The sequence below is a fragment of the Enterococcus sp. DIV0187 genome (genome assembly GCF_051713785.1).
GTDB lineage: Bacteria > Bacillota > Bacilli > Lactobacillales > Enterococcaceae > Enterococcus_A > Enterococcus_A avium.
This window is the reverse complement of sequence record NZ_JBIOQO010000001.1, coordinates 210682-227469: the sequence shown is the minus strand read 5'-3', so window position 1 is coordinate 227469 and position 16788 is coordinate 210682. Positions and strand designations below refer to the sequence as shown.

At 38.0% G+C, this 16788-nt stretch carries 17 protein-coding genes; 3 read left to right on the top strand and 14 right to left on the bottom strand.

The features are described 5' to 3' along the window. Positions 1 to 162: 162 nt before the first annotated feature. From rpmG to IGI52_RS01125, 5 genes are all read right to left on the bottom strand, one after another. Complete coding sequence (rpmG, locus tag IGI52_RS01145; RefSeq protein WP_010740369.1) at positions 163 to 312, bottom strand: 50S ribosomal protein L33; 150 nt, start codon at positions 310 to 312, stop codon at positions 163 to 165. Between the two features lie 124 nt (positions 313 to 436). After that, entirely contained in the window at positions 437 to 910 is a 474-nt protein-coding gene (locus tag IGI52_RS01140; RefSeq protein ID WP_438780172.1) for a glutathione peroxidase, read from the bottom strand. 163 nt (positions 911 to 1073) lie between these two features. Next, positions 1074 to 3200, bottom strand: coding sequence for a penicillin-binding transpeptidase domain-containing protein (locus IGI52_RS01135; RefSeq protein ID WP_438780171.1), 2127 nt, complete (start codon positions 3198 to 3200; stop codon positions 1074 to 1076). A gap of 419 nt (positions 3201 to 3619) precedes the next feature. Further along, positions 3620 to 5560: a threonine--tRNA ligase gene (gene thrS / locus IGI52_RS01130; RefSeq protein ID WP_270786007.1), complete on the bottom strand. Its 1941-nt coding sequence runs from the start codon at positions 5558 to 5560 to the stop codon at positions 3620 to 3622. 319 nt (positions 5561 to 5879) lie between these two features. Continuing rightward, positions 5880 to 6056, bottom strand: a complete 177-nt coding sequence (locus IGI52_RS01125) for a 2-hydroxymuconate tautomerase (protein WP_016180667.1) — start codon at positions 6054 to 6056, stop codon at positions 5880 to 5882. Between the two features lie 319 nt (positions 6057 to 6375). On the opposite strand from IGI52_RS01125, the gene IGI52_RS01120 reads away from it, so the two are divergent. From IGI52_RS01120 to helD, 3 genes are all read left to right on the top strand, one after another. Continuing rightward, positions 6376 to 6786, top strand: a complete 411-nt coding sequence (locus tag IGI52_RS01120; protein ID WP_438780170.1) for a VOC family protein — start codon at positions 6376 to 6378, stop codon at positions 6784 to 6786. Between the two features lie 15 nt (positions 6787 to 6801). Beyond that, positions 6802 to 7668, top strand: a complete 867-nt coding sequence (locus IGI52_RS01115) for a VOC family protein (RefSeq protein ID WP_438780169.1) — start codon at positions 6802 to 6804, stop codon at positions 7666 to 7668. A 404-nt stretch (positions 7669 to 8072) separates the two neighbouring features. Further along, positions 8073 to 10355, top strand: coding sequence for an RNA polymerase recycling motor HelD (gene helD / locus IGI52_RS01110; RefSeq protein WP_438780168.1), 2283 nt, complete (start codon positions 8073 to 8075; stop codon positions 10353 to 10355). A 44-nt stretch (positions 10356 to 10399) separates the two neighbouring features. Here the strand turns inward: helD and IGI52_RS01105 are convergent, their stop codons facing one another. The 9 genes from IGI52_RS01105 to IGI52_RS01065 all read right to left on the bottom strand — a co-directional run bounded on the left by IGI52_RS01105 (position 10400) and on the right by IGI52_RS01065 (position 16782). Beyond that, positions 10400 to 11119: a YebC/PmpR family DNA-binding transcriptional regulator gene (locus tag IGI52_RS01105; protein ID WP_438780167.1), complete on the bottom strand. Its 720-nt coding sequence runs from the start codon at positions 11117 to 11119 to the stop codon at positions 10400 to 10402. Between the two features lie 72 nt (positions 11120 to 11191). Next, a complete protein-coding gene (locus tag IGI52_RS01100; RefSeq protein WP_438780166.1) occupies positions 11192 to 12331 on the bottom strand; it encodes a nucleotidyltransferase in 1140 nt (379 codons plus the stop codon). Between the two features lie 74 nt (positions 12332 to 12405). After that, positions 12406 to 13134, bottom strand: a complete 729-nt coding sequence (locus IGI52_RS01095; RefSeq protein ID WP_137440051.1) for a class I SAM-dependent DNA methyltransferase — start codon at positions 13132 to 13134, stop codon at positions 12406 to 12408. Continuing rightward, entirely contained in the window at positions 13134 to 13490 is a 357-nt protein-coding gene (gene rsfS, locus IGI52_RS01090; protein WP_277956735.1) for a ribosome silencing factor, read from the bottom strand. Before rsfS ends, IGI52_RS01095 begins: the two co-directional genes overlap by 1 nt. Before the next feature lie 59 nt (positions 13491 to 13549). After that, complete coding sequence (yqeK, locus tag IGI52_RS01085) at positions 13550 to 14146, bottom strand: bis(5'-nucleosyl)-tetraphosphatase (symmetrical) YqeK (protein ID WP_127978779.1); 597 nt, start codon at positions 14144 to 14146, stop codon at positions 13550 to 13552. Beyond that, a complete protein-coding gene (locus IGI52_RS01080; RefSeq protein ID WP_438780165.1) occupies positions 14136 to 14771 on the bottom strand; it encodes a nicotinate-nucleotide adenylyltransferase in 636 nt (211 codons plus the stop codon). The genes yqeK and IGI52_RS01080 overlap by 11 nt, the downstream gene beginning before the upstream one ends. A 35-nt stretch (positions 14772 to 14806) precedes the next feature. Continuing rightward, on the bottom strand, positions 14807 to 15118 hold the full coding sequence (gene yhbY, locus IGI52_RS01075; protein WP_216409746.1) for a ribosome assembly RNA-binding protein YhbY: 312 nt from the start codon (positions 15116 to 15118) through the stop codon (positions 14807 to 14809). 29 nt (positions 15119 to 15147) lie between these two features. After that, complete coding sequence (gene yqeH, locus IGI52_RS01070; RefSeq protein WP_438780164.1) at positions 15148 to 16257, bottom strand: ribosome biogenesis GTPase YqeH; 1110 nt, start codon at positions 16255 to 16257, stop codon at positions 15148 to 15150. Continuing rightward, the gene (locus tag IGI52_RS01065) at positions 16258 to 16782 is read right to left on the bottom strand and encodes a YqeG family HAD IIIA-type phosphatase (protein WP_016180653.1); all 525 of its coding nucleotides are present in this window, start codon (positions 16780 to 16782) and stop codon (positions 16258 to 16260) included. Positions 16783 to 16788: the final 6 nt, after the last annotated feature.

Below are 16788 nucleotides of genomic sequence, written 5' to 3'. Positions count from 1 at the left end.
TGCGACTCTAACATTCTTTATAAATTACCCTTAGCTAAAATTTTTACTAAAAGCAGATAGACTCATCTTTACCTACGGATACAATTATACTGATAAAAACGTGTAACTTTAAAAACACAAAAAAGCCAGCAATCATAAGTGATCGCTGGCTTATTGATATGACTATTTTACTTCTTTATGCAAAGTAACCTTACGTTCGCGTGGGCAATATTTCATTTTTTCCAAACGATCTGGATTGTTACGTTTGTTTTTATTAGTTAGGTAGTTACGTTCTTTACAAGAAGTACATTCTAAAGTGATATTTACGCGCATGATTTTCCCTCCCCAGTTAAGATCAGTTTTCCAAGATATTTCTCAGACTTTGATATCATATCATGTTTTTATTTTCTTGACCAGTCTTTTTGTCAATTTTGTTAAGTAGTTCTACTTGACGTTTTTAAAGTTGGGCTTCAATATCTTTTGCAATATCTTCTGGCTTTGTTTGTGATGCATAGCGTTTTATTACGTTTCCCTCACGATCAATCAGGAATTTTGTAAAATTCCATTTGATAGCATTGTTAAGTAAACCACCTTGCGCACTCTTTAGATAGCTATACAATGGGGCTTCATTTTCGCCGTTCACATCGATTTTTCCAAATGTTTCAAACGTCGTATGATAATTCATCTGACAAAAATCTGCGACTTCGGCATTGGTGCCAGGTGCTTGATTTCCAAATTGATTGCAAGGAAAATCCAGAATTTCAAAGCCGCTATCTTTATAATGGTCATACAAGTCTTGCAATCCTTCATATTGCGGTGTAAACCCGCATCCGGTTGCTGTATTAACGATCAATAAAACTTTTCCTTGATAATCCGCTAAAGATTTTTCTGTCCCATCCGTTTGTTTCACTTCAAAGTTATAAACTGTCATAGTGTCTACTCCCTTTCATACAAAATCCATTTATCCTTTTTAGGAAAATACTTTTATGTTATATTTCTCTCAAAACTATGGTTAAGAATTCTCTCTACTCTTCTTTCACAAGAATAATAGAGAAAACTAAACAAATAAAGCTAAGGAGCAAAGCTCCCTAGCTTTATTGTACGCCATATGTGTCTGCAAATGCATTTATTATGTCTTTTGCAATTGCTTTATTTGTATCGTCATGCTCTTCGTCTAAGTTTGGCAGCATCACACTAATAGCTATTTGTGGTTTATCGTGGGGAGCATAGGCGACGATATTACTGTTAATCGTATTAACCGCCTGACCGTTGACCGATACAACTGTTTCGGCTGTTCCGGTTTTTGCCGCAGGATCAAGTTTTGCCGAAGCTAAGTCTCTAGCCGTTGTATAAGGATCACTTCCGTGTACTGCCTGATAAAAACCTTGCTTGATAATCCCCATTTGCTCTGCTGTGATATTCACTTGATCCAGTTTTTTGCCAGTAATCTCTTGCTGCAATTCTCCAAGACCACCGCTGTCATTATTTCCATAAATTCCCTTAACAACATGCGGAGCAATTCTAGTACCGCCATTCGCAACAGTGGACGCATATTGTGCTAATTGCATGGGTGTATACGTATCATACTGCCCAAATGACAGGTCAAGCAAGTTTCCGCCCCCAGGAGCATGATCCGTTCCAAAGTCTTCATTAACTAGCCCACGCGTTTCGTTTGGCAAATCAATTTGCGTCTTCACGCCCATCCCGTATTCTGCAAAAGCGTTACGTAATTTATCGTACATTTCTTTAGAAGAGGCGCTCTCTGGTAAGGACATTTCTTGTTGATATTGAACTCCTAGCATACGCAACACAATTTGCATCATATAAGCATTAGAGGACCATTCCAACGCTTTTACTGTATTCAATGGAATTTGATTTCCTAATACTTTATTATAAATCGACCCTTTTAGCGCTGTACCGGACAATTTAATCGGTTGATCAATTAATGTGTCATTTCCAGTAATGGCACCCGTCTGATAACCAGCGGTCACCGTACCGGCCTTCACCACAGAACCTGGTTCAAACGCGCTGGTGATTGTCCCTAATGTGTTTTCTTCTATCTCTTTGCTGTTCACATCATGTGTAAAGCCAGTCATAGCTAAAACTTCGCCTGTACTTGGATTCATCGCTACAGCATAGGCCCCTGGAGAATACTTTGCAACACCACTATCAACTAAACCTTGATAATGCTTTTTCAAAATATCTTCGACTTTTTTCTGGAAGTCGCTATTAATAGTCAAAACGAGATTCGATCCCTTTTCACCTTTTTTTACTTCCTTTTGTTTTTCAATGTTTCCTTCACTGTTCAAGGTGACCTTGTATTCACCTTTCTTACCTTGAAGTTGCTCTTCATATTGCTTTTCTAGATAGCTCTTGCCGACACGGTCATTCCTTGCATAACCTTTTTTCAATAATTCGTCCGCTTCTTCGGCAGGCAGTCCTTCTTTTTCAGTTGTAATTTTTCCTAGGATACTTCTTAATGAACCATCTAAATCCTCATTATAAGAACGATCCCAGTCAGTACCTGTAGAGACTCCTGGCAAATCGGAGGCACGTTCAGCTACCACTGCCAACTCCTCGTCTGTCACACCATCATTTTTAATGAAGACAGTGCTAAGCGCGGAGGCACTATTCATTCGTTTAAAGATCGTTGCAATTTTCAACTGGTCTTCGGTGAATTGAATTTCACTATCTTTAACTTTATCTACAAGTTTTTGGTATTCATTTGTATTATCAAGATTTTTTTCCTTAAAGGATAACCGATCCTCGGCTTCTTTTAAATGATCCTTATCCGCGAGCCAATAGTCCTTTTTGTCGCGGGTAGTTAGATTTTCATCAGTCGGTACATCGATTAACTTATCCAACTCAATCGCTAACTTGAGAATATCTGATGCTTCCATTTGATTACCACGGGTAAAGGTGATTGCTGGGTTAGCCTTATTATTAACTAACGCTGTTCCTTTAGCATCATAAATAACCCCACGTGGTGCATTTTCTTTCACAGTGATTGTGGTAGAAGCCTTCATTTCGGCTTTCATTTTATCGCCCTCAACAATTTGGAGATAACCTAGTCGTGTAACCAAAATAACGAATAAGCCGAAAATCACAAAAAATAGAAAATTCAACCTGAATGGAATATGACTCTTATTTTGATTACGGCCTTTTTCATCCGCAAGTTTTAATTTCTCAAAAAAATTCTTAAATGGATTCGTTAGTTTCATTCATCTGTTCCTTCCACTTTGACAGTTACTTGTCTTATTGTAGCCGAAAAAGTGTTTTTTCAAAAGGATTAATCGTGGTTCCTTTAATATAGTTTAAGAACTTCCGCTTACTTTACCTTGAAAACAGTAATGTGTTTCACGAGCATACAATTATTTTTTTAAACAAAAATTAATTTAGCTTAAAATATGGTTTTTCAGCTAATAACAAATCCTTCTTTTGTGAAACATTAAATTCAGCGATTTTCTGTGGAAAACTTTTAAAAATAAAAAAGCGTCTATTACGCATTTTCTTTAAAAAGTTTTCCACAAATGGTTCGTTCTCTCGTTTCCCATAAATTTGAGCTTATTCATTTATGATAAGACTATTTTTCCAATTTGAACCTAAGAAAAAACCGGTGGAGGAACCCACCGGCATTTTCTTAATTACGACTCATATTGTCAATGTCTGCTTTAATAGCATCTACGAACATATTCAAATCCTGTACCTCTTGTTCCTCACTACCATAGCGACGAACGTTAACTGTCGCATCATTGACTTCTTTGTCACCGATTACTAACAGATACGGAATTTTTTGAGTTTGTGCTTGACGAATTTTATAGCCAAGTTTTTCATTACGATCGTCAACTTCAACCCGGACACCCTCACGAACCAAACGATCTTTCACTTCATACGCATAATCGCCATGATGTTCTGGTGATACTGGCAGAATTGCTACTTGCTCTGGTGCTAACCAAGTTGGAAAAGCTCCTTTGTATTGTTCAATCAAGTAAGCAGTGAAGCGTTCCATTGTTGAAACAACACTACGATGAACAACGACTGGACGATGTTCTTTTCCATCTTCACCAATATAAGATAAATCAAAACGTTCTGGTAATAAGAAGTCAAATTGAATTGTCGATAATGTTTCTTCAGTCCCTAAAGCCGTTTGAACTTGCACGTCTAGTTTAGGACCATAGAAAGCTGCTTCGCCATCTGCTTCAAAATAATCAAAACCAGATTCATCCATAACTTCTTTCAATAGACGTTGAGAATTTTCCCACATCGCATCGTCATCAAAATATTTTTCAGTATTTTCAGGATCACGATAGCTTAAGCGGAAGCGATAATCTTCAAAACCAAAGTCTTTATAAACTTCCAAAATTAAGTCCAATGTACGACGGAATTCTTCTTTGATTTGATCCGGACGAACAAAAATATGCGCATCATTCATTGTCATTTCACGAACCCGTTGTAAACCAGACAACGCACCAGATTTTTCATAACGATGATCCATTCCTAGTTCAGCTAAACGAATTGGCAATTCACGGTATGAGTGAATATGATTTTTATAAATCATCATATGGTGTGGGCAGTTCATCGGACGAAGTACTAATGATTCCTCACCATCTCCCATGTCCATAATTGGGAACATGTCTTCTTTGTAATGATCCCAGTGGCCAGAAGTTTTGTATAGACCAGTATCGGCTAATACAGGAGTATAAACATGTTCATAGCCCATTGAGATTTCTTTATCAACGATATAACGTTCGATGATTCGACGAATTGTTGCACCTTTTGGCAACCAGAATGGCAAGCCTGAGCCTACTTCTTGCGAGATCATAAATAAATCTAATTCTTTACCTAGTTTACGGTGATCACGTTCTTTGGCTTCTTCACGCATTTTTAAGAAATGATCTAAATCTGCCTGTTTGAAGAATGCTGTTCCGTAAACCCGTTGCATCATTTTATTATCGGAGTTTCCTCGCCAATACGCACCAGCCACTGATAATAATTTGAAAATCTTGATTTTTCCTGTTGAAGGAACATGCGGTCCGCGGCATAAGTCTGTGAATTCACCTTGAGTATACGCTGTGATAACTTCATCTTCTGGTAAATCTGTGATCAATTCTACTTTATATGGGTCGTAACTGAAGAAATCTAATGCTTCTTGACGACTCATTACTTTGCGTTCAATCGGCAGATTTTCTTTTATGATCTTCTTCATTTCTTTTTCAATTGCAGGGAAATCCTCTTCGCTGATTTGTTCTCCATCACCGTTGTCAGTATCATAATAAAACCCTGAATCAATCGCCGGACCTACACCAAAGTGCATATTTGGAAATAAACGGCGAATTGCTTGTGCCATTAAATGCGCGCTTGAATGACGAACTAGTGGTAGTGCTTCTTCATCTTGTTCAGTCACGATTTTTAATTCCGCATCTTCTTCGATTGCTCGGTTTAAATCTTCCAACTCACCGTTTACAACAACCGCTAATGCTTTTTTTGCCAATGAACTAGAAATACTTTTTGCGATTTCTAAGCCAGTAATACCGTTGTCAAACTCTTTTACTGATCCGTCTGGAAATGAAATTTTTACCATCCTATGTTCCCCCTTATTCGTTTTGATTGATAAAAAAAAGTCCTAGTACCGAAATCGGTACTAGGACGAATTAACGTGGTTCCACCTAATCTTTGGACAGATTTCCTGTCCCTCACAAGCGATAACGGTGCTGTCCGCTCCTGCATTTAACAAGAGTCTTCTGAAAGTGGTCATCCCTTGCGCTTGTCTGGAAAAAGTTTCAGCCGAGCTTTTCCTCTCTGTTAAACAGCCTTCAAGTTCAGGTGTCTTTCTTCATCAATCAATTACAAAGTCATTATAAACACTTATTGGATTGAAATGCAAGTATAAATAGGAAATCTTATTTCCATTTACCACCTTGTGCATATTTGCCCTTTTGCATCTCATTAATGATAACATGAATATTTTCTTTTGGCGCTCCTGCTGTTCTTGAAACTGCCTCAGTTACTTCCTCCACCATTTTAGTCAATTGCTCTTCTGTTCTTCCTTCAATTAACTCGATGTGCACGAATGGCATAATAAATCGCTCCTTTAACATTTGTTTTTATCGCCTTATTTTATCATATTTCATCTAAAAACATGGTGCTACAGATTACCTTTTGCTAACTTAAGGAAATAATTGCAGATGATTAATGAATCAGAGCTTATTTTTTATACATAGAAAAATTTTTAAATTAGCAAAAAAGCTTCTAACTTAACCACTCTGAGCAGATTCACGACAACTATTTCAGCCATTCTTCAAAAAAATCAAGCATCTGTCTCTTCAGTAAGTCAAATTACTATTGATAGCCCTTTCTTCGTGTTAAAGTATCAGCATAAGAATGGAGGAAAAAATCATGGATATCTACTTGTATTTCAAAGATCAAGCTGCTGAAGTAATCGCCTTTTATGAAAAAGTTTTCGAAACAGAGCCAGCTCAAATTATGACTTTTGGACAGATGCCCCAAGATGACGAGCATCCGATTGATGATGGTCTCAAAGATTTAGTGATGAACTCCAATTTAAAAATTAATGACACGAATGTTATGATCTCAGACAGCCCTGAAAATTTGGCACCTCCAATAATTGTGGGGAACAACGTGGCCTTAGTATATAATGCGAAAACAACAGAAGAAGCTACAGATATTTTTCAGCAATTAGCAGAGAATGGTACTATATTGCTCCCGCTTGAGAAAACCTTTTGGGCAGAATTATATGGAATGGTTAAAGATCAATATGGTGTGATTTGGCACATCAATCTTTATTAAAAAGGAGGAAATCCCATGGAACAGCAATTTGGCTGTTGTCTCTGGTTTAACGGACATCTTAGTGAAGCTGCTGACTTTTATTCGTCCACCTTTGAAGATAGTAGGATTGTGAATCAAACACATTTTATTACAGATGAGCACGGTGAAATTGGTGACTTATTAACGATTACTTTAGAATTAGCCGGCTGCGAATTTCTTTTATTGAATGGAGGGGACGATTTCTCACCGACACCTGCAATCTCCTATGTTGTTAATTGTGAAAACGAAGAACAACTTCTTAATGTTTGGAAACAATTAAATCAGGACGGTGAAACATTAATGCCTCTGACAGATTATCCTGAGCTTGGCAAATTTGGCTGGACAAATGATCGCTATGGTTTTTCCTGGCAGATCCGTTTGGGAGAAAACTTGCAAACAATTATCCCTTGTATCATGTTTGCCAACAACAATTATGGCTTGGCTCAAGCCGCAATTGATGAATGGATCGCCATCTTTGGTGGAAAACAGACTTTTGTCATCAAAGGAAAAGAAGACCGTCTGCGCGCTTCAGGATTTCAATTACGCGGTCACGATCTGATTATTATGGATAGCCCAGAAAAGCATACTTTTACTTTTACGATGGCAAATTCTTTTTACTTCTATTTTAAGGATCAAACGGATATTGATAAGGTATGGGAGGCTCTTACGCATGATGGCAAGGAATGGCCTTGCGGCTGGATGGAAGATCGATACGGAGTCTTTTGGCAAACACTCAATAAGGATCTGCTAAATTGGACCAATAGTTCGGATTCCGAAAAAGCTCGCCGCGCGACGCAAGAAATGTACAAAATGAAAAAAATTAATCTTGCACAAATTAAGCAGGCTTTTGATGGAACTAATTGACCACCTATAAAGAAGTTTAGGTAAAATACCTAGTAAAACGAACACTTATGAGCTTTCATATTTTAAAGCCTTTAGGTGTTCGTTTTTTATTAAAAGTCCTTCGTTTTAGAATTTCTTTGAACAAATAATTGAACAGTTCAATTTTCTTTGTCATTTTGCATTCCTCTAATCATCTAACAGCCTCACATTTGTCTGTTTCTCGACCTCTCTTGTTTATCTATATATTTCTTCCACTTCTCTCTAAAATTCAATGTTTTTCACGTTTAACATCAACTATTCAAATTTTAAAGTTACTAATTCCATCTCCTGCTAGTCAAAACGAGCTCTTTGCTTCTCTTTGACCTTATATGCTATACTATTATGCTGCTATGAACAGCTAATGGAAAAACAAAGGAGGATGCTCAATGAACGCAAGAGAGTACGAACAAGAGCACGTCCAACAGACAAGCGCTTTGATCCAACAAGAAATAGTTTTTTTGGACAGCCAAAAGAAAAAAACAAAAGAAAAATTTGATACTGATATGTTAGAAAATGCCGGACAAAGAATCCAAGGTGGTTCTTTTGAAGCTTTGGCTGAAACAATGGCCGATACTCGGCAGCATGAAGCAGAACTACTTGTACGCTACCAATCTTTAGCCTCTCAGGAAAAACGGCAACGAGCTTTAAGATTGATGTTGGAAAATCCTTATTTTGCACGAATCGATTTTAAAGAAGATCAAGAAGCTGAGACGCTTTATTTAGGAATCGCTTCTTTACGGGACCTCCAAGAAGAAACCGTAGTAATTGATTGGCGAGCACCGATTGCTAACCTTTATTATGAGGGGACATTGGGACAAACTCAGTATGAAGCTCATGATGCTATCATCCCGATTGAGTTATTGTTAAAGCGCCAGTTTAAAATCCGTGAAGGTCACATACTATCAATGGTAGATACATCAGAAGCAATCAATGATGATTTTCTATTGGAAATTTTGGACGAAGCCTCTTCTAATCATATGAAGAATATCGTAGCTACGATTCAACGTTCGCAAAATGAAATAATTCGAGATACGAGAAGCAAAGTTTTAGTAGTAGAGGGAATCGCCGGAAGCGGAAAGACCTCCGCATTACTCCAGCGTGTTGCTTACCTGCTGTACCACAATCGTAAGTGGTTAGATAATGAGCAGGTCTTATTATTTTCTCCTAATCATATTTTTTCTGATTACATCTCAACAGTCCTACCTTCACTTGGTGAGAGTGGTATTCCGACTGAAACATTTAAAACCTTTTTAAGCGCCCTACTTCCGACCTATCAAATTCATACAGAAGAAAGCCATGAGGAAGTTTTTCTTTCTGGACAAGATGACCGAGTATTGCGAACGAAGAGTAGTTTTGCGATTGTTCAGGAATTGTACAAGTATGTCGATCGTATTACTGAGTTTGGTCCACTCTTTCGTGATCTTAAGTTGAATCAGGAAGTATTAATTTCTAAGAAGCAAATTCGCAATTGGTATCAAGAAGCTAATCCAGAGCTTCCAATGTATCAACGGATGCAATTATTGCAAACCAAGCTTTTGAAAAAAATTGGTGGCTTAGAAAAAGACGAAATGAAAAAAGATTGGGTTAAAAAGGCTGCAGATGAGTTGGTTGAAGCTGTATTTGTTAACAACCCTAATATGGAAGATTCAGAAAAGGCTGAACGCCGCCTACGCCGACAAATGGCACAAAAAATTGTACGTAAAAAAATGCGTCCGATCCGTAGAATGATTAATCGATTTGGATTTATTAATTACGCCAAACAATATCTGCATTTCTTACAGAGCATTCCAAACCAGCTCTTAACTCGCTATCAATTGACTGATAAAAATTGGAAAGATATGCTCGAGGCACTACGAACCGATTTTAAACAAAAAGATATTAGTTTAGAGGATGGTACGTTGATGTTTCTTTTGATGAAATCCATTCATCCATTAGATGTGAAACAAAAAGCCCGCTTCATCTTTATCGATGAAATGCAGGATTTCTCACCTGCACAAGTGGCGTTATTGCGTCACCTATATCCGAAGGCGACGTATACCTTATGCGGCGACTTAAATCAAAAAGTTTTTGGAAATGAAAGTATGGTTCATTCATTAGAGGAGATTTTTCCAGAACAATCACTGACTCATTTTGAATTAACTACAAGTTACCGTTCAACAGAAGAAATCACCAACTTCGCCAATCAGTTTTTAACGCAAGAAAATCGCGTGGAACTAACTGCTCGTATTGGTAACCTGCCGCAAGTCTATTATGCTAATGAATCTAGCCAAATGATTGAAGGCTTGATTCATCAAATTGAAGAAACAGCTGAAATGGCGAAATATTGGCGAACGGCTATTATTGCCAAAACAGTAGAAGAATGTCAGGCATTGTATAATCAACTGACTACAGCTCAAAAAGAATACGTGCAACTATTGACTGATGAAGAAGACTTCATGAAGAAAAGTCTGATTATCATTCCTACTTATTTAGCAAAAGGATTAGAATTTGATCGTGTTTATGCGTGGAATATCTCGCCAGAAAATTATCATACTGAACAAGACAAATTAATTCTCTATACTGTCTGCACACGCGCGATGCATGAACTGAATTTATTAGTTATTGGGAAAAGAAGTCCTTTGTTGGAAATGATTCCAGAAAATTTATATAAAGAACAATCTCTACTATAAAAAAAGGCCAGAAAGAAAAATGATTCTTTCTGGTCTTTTTTCTATTAATCATTTAATTCGACATTATGATAAACTTGTTGAACATCTTCTAACTCGTCCAACACATCAATCATTTTCTCAAATTTTTCTAAATCATCACCAGTTAAAGTGACTTCATTCTGAGGAATCATTTGCATTTCAGCAACGGAAAATTCTGTAATACCTTTTTCTTTCAAGGCTTCTTGAATCGCATTGAAATCTTCAGGTTCTCCATAGACAATGATCTGACCTTCTTCATCTACTACATCGCGTACATCGATTTCTTTGTCCATTAAGTATTCCAAAATTTCGTCAGCATCTTCTCCAGTAAAACCAAATAGTGCCGTATTGTCGAACATATAAGCAACCGCACCAGAAACACCCATGTTCCCACCATTTTTACCAAAAGCAGCACGAACATCTGAAGCTGTCCGATTTACATTATTTGTTAATGCATCTACGATTACCATTGAACCGTTCGGGCCGAAGCCTTCGTAACGTAATTCTTGGAACGTTTCATCGCCAGAACCTTTTGCTTTTTCAATTGCTCGATCAATAATATGTTTTGGAACATTATACGTTTTCGCACGTTCGATAACAAAACGCAATTTTTGATTGGCATGCGGATCAGGCTCACCCGATTTAGCAGCTGCATAAATCTCAATTCCAAATTTAGCGTAAATTTTACTGTTGTTTGCATCTTTCGCAGTTTTCTTAGCTACGATATTCGCCCATTTACGTCCCATGTTTTCACTTCTCTTTCGTTAATTTCATACTTTCTCATTATAACGACTCACTTGCGCTTTGCAAAGTATTTTTTATACTCGAATCGGAAATCGACCAATCGTTTGTTCCATAGGGTGAACTAATTGGTAAACTTGATCCGCACGATAAGTTAAGAAATGTTTTTCTTTTTCCTTTTGACCTATTTTCGCGGCCACTGGTAACGTAAATTTTTTCTTCATATTATTTAAATAAGTCTGTCCCTTTTCAGTAAAGCCCAAAATATGCAGCATTGTATTCTCCTGCTCCATTTGTATCTCAACTTCTTTGACTTGTAGCAAAACATAGGTTAAAAGACGTTGTAATCGAGGCTGTGTGTAGCGTTTCGTACTGATTTCTCTTAAATAATTCGAAAAACTATCAAGATCTCGCTCAACTAAGCGATGCTCTAGACCTTCCCTCATCTGATAAATATCTCGCAGTTTGTCCAATGAACTTGCCCGTAATTGATAATTTAAATACGGCCAAAAATCTGACCATGAAATATGACATTGACTCACTTCAGCTTGTATCTCCTTTGGCACAAATGCTGAGATATCTTCTCCCGCCAGAACAGCTTGTCGAATCCCTGTTGCACTTGCAAATTGATCAATTACTAACTGCTCATCATGATAGCCTTGATCTTTACGCACTAGCGGAAAAATTTCCATTGGCTGTTCGTACATTGCATTTTCCTTTGCATAGCTTAATCCTAAAATATGGTTAGGAGGGAAAACTGTTGCTTTTGGATACAAACGAGAAACAACTTCAGCCATTTTTTCCGGATAACTCCAGCCAATGGGAAGTTCATGAAAAAGTTGATCAATCACTGTCTTCTCTTCAATAAAGAAACGACCGTATTCGGCGTAATCAAAAAGAGAATCACTATCTGTACCAAAACATATAGCGTCACACTTCAAAGCTTGCAGTAGCTTAATACTGCCTCTAGCGAAATAATCTGCAGATTGTACCGCCCATGAAAAGGGCAGTTCCACCACGAGGTCAACCCCATTTTGCAAGGCTGTCTTTGTTCGTGCCCATTTGTCTATGATCGCCGGTTCTCCTCGTTGTAAAAAATTCCCACTCATTACAGCCACCACCACATCAGCACCACTTAATTCACGTGCCTTTTCAGCATGATATCGATGTCCATTATGGAAGGGATTGTACTCTACTACGATTCCACAGCTGCGCATATTGATCCTCCTTCTCTCTTTGTTAACGCTAAGCAGCGAAGATAAATTCACAAAAAAACCGAGATTTCTCTCGGCTATTTTTGACAGACAAAAAACCAACGTTTACTTGTCTTACTCGGTGCTTCATCTGTAAAGTCTGCAAAGACTTCAAACTTAAAACCAACCTCAGTCAACATCTTCTGATATGTTTCTAATGGATATGTCCGTTCCTTATGCAATTCATCGATTCGTTCAAACATTTCGCCTTCTCTTTTAACAAAGAATGTCAAAAAATGTTCAACACTATGAGGAAAATCGCCTGAATAGCTATCCCACAGAAAAGCAAAATCATCAGTTTGATCATGAAAACTATAGTCGGGAAAAATTTCATCTATTTGATGTGTCGAATGGACATCAAAAACAAATGTTCCTGAAACTTCTAATAAATCATATACACCCTCAAAAACTTGTTTGACTTGTGTTGCGTCCTGCATATAGCAAAGGGAATCTGAAAAACAGGTAACTGCTTGGTAGTTTCCGATATCTGTTAAATCCAACATATCTCCAGCAATCCAATTAATAGAGACATTTTCTTGAATAGCACGATTACTGGCCAGTGTCAGCATTTCCTCAGACAGGTCCAATCCTGTTACCTCAAAACCATTTTTAGCAAATTCTACCGCTAATGCCCCAGTCCCACAAGCTAGTTCCAAAACTTGGTTCGTTGTTTTTGGCAAATGACGCATTGAAAAGTCCAACCATTTCTGGTATAAAGAATCGTCCATTATCTCATCGTATACAAAGGCGAATGTTTCATAGGCCATTAATCTAACCAAGCCTCGATATTTTCAAGCGGTGCATCTGACCACAATTTTTCTAAATTATAAAATTCACGTTCTGAAGTACTGAAGACATGAACAATCACATCACCTAAGTCGATCAAGACCCACTTCCCGCCATCTTTTCCTTCAACCCGTTTCACTTCTACTTGTGCTTCTTCTTCTTTGTCAATAATTTCATCGACAATCGCATTGATTTGACGATCCGAATTCGCTGAACAAATCAGAAAATAATCCGCCAATAATGAGACCTGTGAGACATTTAAAGCCACAATATCAACTGCTCGTTTCGAATCAGCTGCCTTCACGGCGATTTCTAACATATTTTTACTATCTATGATAATTCTCCTCCTTATTCCAAATCACTTGCTTATTCAATATTGCTACTATTATCATTATTTTACATCATTCTGGATACCCAACGATTATATGTCTCAATCGTTTTAGGATAAACTGGCGTTTCACTTTCGATTAGATGAGCCAGTGTATGTTTCGTTTCAAATGCTACGGCTTGATCTAAATCACTAAAAGCAATGACACGCGCATCTTCTACTCCTGGAAAATGTCTTCCCGGTTCGATGTAGTCTGCTACATAAATAATCTTATCTAATAACGTCATTTCTGCTGCTCCTGTAGTGTGAAGACGAATCGCATTCAATATCTCTTCATCTGTAATCTCTAACTCACGCGCAACAAAGTCCGCGCCTACAAGCCCATGCCAGATAGCATTGCCGTACTTTAACAGCTCTGTTTTATTCTCATAATTTCCTTGAGTAATTGCCAATTTAAATTCTTCATCAGAACGTTCTTTCGCATAGTCATGCGTCAGTGCTGCAATACTTGCCTTTTTAGGTGAGCCACCAAAGCGTTCTGCCAAAGCCACTGCTGTTTCTTCAACACCTAAAACGTGCTTGAAACGACGTTCACTCATTCGCATCTGAACAGCTTGCATCAGTGCTTCACGATCTAATGCTGTATACTTTTCATCATATTTCATCAAGGTACAATCCTTCTTCTGTGATATATTTCCGCACTCGATCTGGAACAAGGTAGCGAATCGAACAACCTTGATTAACCTGTTTTCTAATATAGGAAGACGATAATTGGATTTCGGGTACATCAACCCAAATGATTGGATATGGGCTTTCCGATGAATATCCTGCGCGCTTCACCCCTACAAAGTTAACGAGGCGAACCAGTTCATCAATTCGATGCCATTTAGGCAGATAAGCAACCTCATCCCCGCCAATAATGAAATAATACTCCGTATCAGGGTTTTCAGCAGTCATTTCCAGCATCGTATCAATCGTATAGCTTTTACCTTTACGAGCAAGCTCTCTTGTATCTATTGATAAAAAAGAATTATCTTCAATCGCCAATTTGGCCATCGCCAATCGATGCTTACTATCGATCGTTTTCTTTTCGTCGATATGCGGCGGTAAATAACTTGGCAGTAGATGTACTTCGTCAAATCCCATTTTCTGTCCGACCTGTTCCGCAATCATTAAATGCGCATTATGAATCGGATTAAAGTTACCACCCAATAGACCAACCTGCTTTTTAGGCATCATAGTATCCGTCATTGGTTTGACTTTTGGAATCGTTAAGACATCTTGATACAACAGTTACTCCCCCTCAATATTCTAAAAAATGATGATTAAATCCCTTGAACTTCTTTCGAGATTTTTTGATACTTTTCTTTGCTTGAAGCTTTGTACAAAACCAAGACACGCCCAATAATTTGGACAATCTTGCAATTGATTTTTTCTTCTAATACGTGAGCCACATCTTCAGCGATCTCATCAGTATTTTGTAATAAATTGATCTTGATCAATTCTCTTTTTTCCAACGCTTCATTGATCTGAACAATTACTGCGTCATTGATCCCATTTTTTCCAATTTGAAAAATCGGTTGTAAATGGTGTGCCTGACTACGTAAAAAACGTTTTTGTTTTCCTCTTAATTCCATTCATACTCCCCTTATTCGGATGATAGATTTTAAATCAGTGCTTTACGGGTCAAAACATCTACGCCTTTCGGTGCCCAACCAGCTACGACAGCCGGCTTTGTCACTGTTACCCAGCCGAGACCTGCAAAAACGATGTCTGTCTTCTCTTTGATAGAAAATTCAAAACGGACCAGTTCTGGGAAACTTTCGACCTCATCTGGACGTGGTGGCTGCAATAATCCTCCGACATGTTTTTCATAGAAGGCGTCCGCTTTTTCCAATTTCGTCCGGTGCGGTTCAATGTCATTTGATACATAAGCAACAAATGATGCGCGATCCCCTTGAATGAAATCAAAACGAGCTAACCCTCCTAAAAACAATGTTTGACCAGCATTTAATTGATAAACTTTAGGCTTAATTTCTTTATGAGGTGCAATAATCTTCAAGTCTTTCTTGCCCAGATAATGTGCCATCTGATGACGATGAATGATTCCCGGCGTATCAAATAAATAGTGTCCATCGTCTAAAGGAATCTCGATCTTATCTAAAGTAGTACCTGGAAACTGAGAGGTTGTGATTAAATCCTGAACACCAGCAGTTTGCTTAATGATTTGATTAATCAATGTCGATTTCCCAACATTTGTCACACCCACTACATAAACATCTCGACCATTTCGATACTCTTCAATTTTTTCTAATAAATCAGCCATTTCATTTGATTTACGCGCACTTGTTAATAAGATGTCAATAGGTCGCAAGCCTTCTTCATGAGCACGTTCTCGCATCCATTGTGTTAAACGCCCTCTCTTCAATGATTTCGGTAATAAATCGACTTTATTTCCGACTAACAGCACTGGATTATCACCGACAAAACGGTGCAGCCCAGGAATCAATGAGCCATTAAAATCAAAAATGTCCACCACATTTACAATCAAGGCGTCTGCTTTTCCTAACTCATTCAATAAACGTAAAAAGTCATCATCAGTCAATGACACATCTTGAATCTCATTATAATGACGCAAACGAAAGCAGCGCTGACAGTAAACTTCGCCACTGGCTAGGCCTTTTTCCAAAGCTGAAAGCGGTGTGTAGCCTAATTCATTTGAATGCTCTGTTTGAATCTTCGCACCACAGCCGATACAAAATAATTCTTCTTCCATTTATAGTTCACTCTTCCATTTCATATCAGGATCTTTGCGCAACAAAATATGCATCACACGACGTTCAAAAAAACGATTGATTCGCGTATTCCAACCATCTGTGTTTAAAATGGGACGAACCAGAATGCTGCGTATACCAGCTGCATTAGCTCCGCGAATATCAGTCATCACTTGATCACCAATCATAACAATCTCATCTTTTGAAACGCCCAATTGCTGCTGAGCATTCTTTATTCCCACCGCAAATGGTTTCATTGCCCGAGCAACAAAGTCTAGTTGAAAGCTTTCTAACGCTTTAGCCACGCGGCTAGCCTTATTATTTGAAACAACAACCACAGGAATTCCTGCGTCATCCATCATTTTCAGCCAATCAATCAGCTCTTTTGTACCGTTAGGATTGTTCCAAGCAATCAAGGTATTATCTAAATCCGTCAAAACCGCTCTGAATCCATGCATCTTTAATTGCTCAGGGGTTATTTGATAAATGGCTTCGACCATCCACGTTGGTTTGTATTTATCTAACATGGCAAC

Coding starts and splice junctions, on each gene's coding strand:
- IGI52_RS01120 (WP_438780170.1), top strand. CDS start 6,376: ATGGATATCTACTTGTATTTCAAAGATCAAGCTGCTGAAGTAATCGCC.
- IGI52_RS01115 (WP_438780169.1), top strand. CDS start 6,802: ATGGAACAGCAATTTGGCTGTTGTCTCTGGTTTAACGGACATCTTAGT.
- IGI52_RS01095 (WP_137440051.1), bottom strand. CDS start 13,134: ATGGCCTATGAAACATTCGCCTTTGTATACGATGAGATAATGGACGAT.
- yqeK (WP_127978779.1), bottom strand. CDS start 14,146: ATGAAATATGATGAAAAGTATACAGCATTAGATCGTGAAGCACTGATG.
- thrS (WP_270786007.1), bottom strand. CDS start 5,560: ATGGTAAAAATTTCATTTCCAGACGGATCAGTAAAAGAGTTTGACAAC.
- IGI52_RS01065 (WP_016180653.1), bottom strand. CDS start 16,782: ATGTTAGATAAATACAAACCAACGTGGATGGTCGAAGCCATTTATCAA.
- helD (WP_438780168.1), top strand. CDS start 8,073: ATGAACGCAAGAGAGTACGAACAAGAGCACGTCCAACAGACAAGCGCT.
- yqeH (WP_438780164.1), bottom strand. CDS start 16,257: ATGGAAGAAGAATTATTTTGTATCGGCTGTGGTGCGAAGATTCAAACA.
- IGI52_RS01105 (WP_438780167.1), bottom strand. CDS start 11,119: ATGGGACGTAAATGGGCGAATATCGTAGCTAAGAAAACTGCGAAAGAT.
- IGI52_RS01125 (WP_016180667.1), bottom strand. CDS start 6,056: ATGCCATTCGTGCACATCGAGTTAATTGAAGGAAGAACAGAAGAGCAA.
- yhbY (WP_216409746.1), bottom strand. CDS start 15,118: ATGGAATTAAGAGGAAAACAAAAACGTTTTTTACGTAGTCAGGCACAC.
- IGI52_RS01135 (WP_438780171.1), bottom strand. CDS start 3,200: ATGAAACTAACGAATCCATTTAAGAATTTTTTTGAGAAATTAAAACTT.
- IGI52_RS01100 (WP_438780166.1), bottom strand. CDS start 12,331: ATGCGCAGCTGTGGAATCGTAGTAGAGTACAATCCCTTCCATAATGGA.
- rpmG (WP_010740369.1), bottom strand. CDS start 312: ATGCGCGTAAATATCACTTTAGAATGTACTTCTTGTAAAGAACGTAAC.
- IGI52_RS01140 (WP_438780172.1), bottom strand. CDS start 910: ATGACAGTTTATAACTTTGAAGTGAAACAAACGGATGGGACAGAAAAA.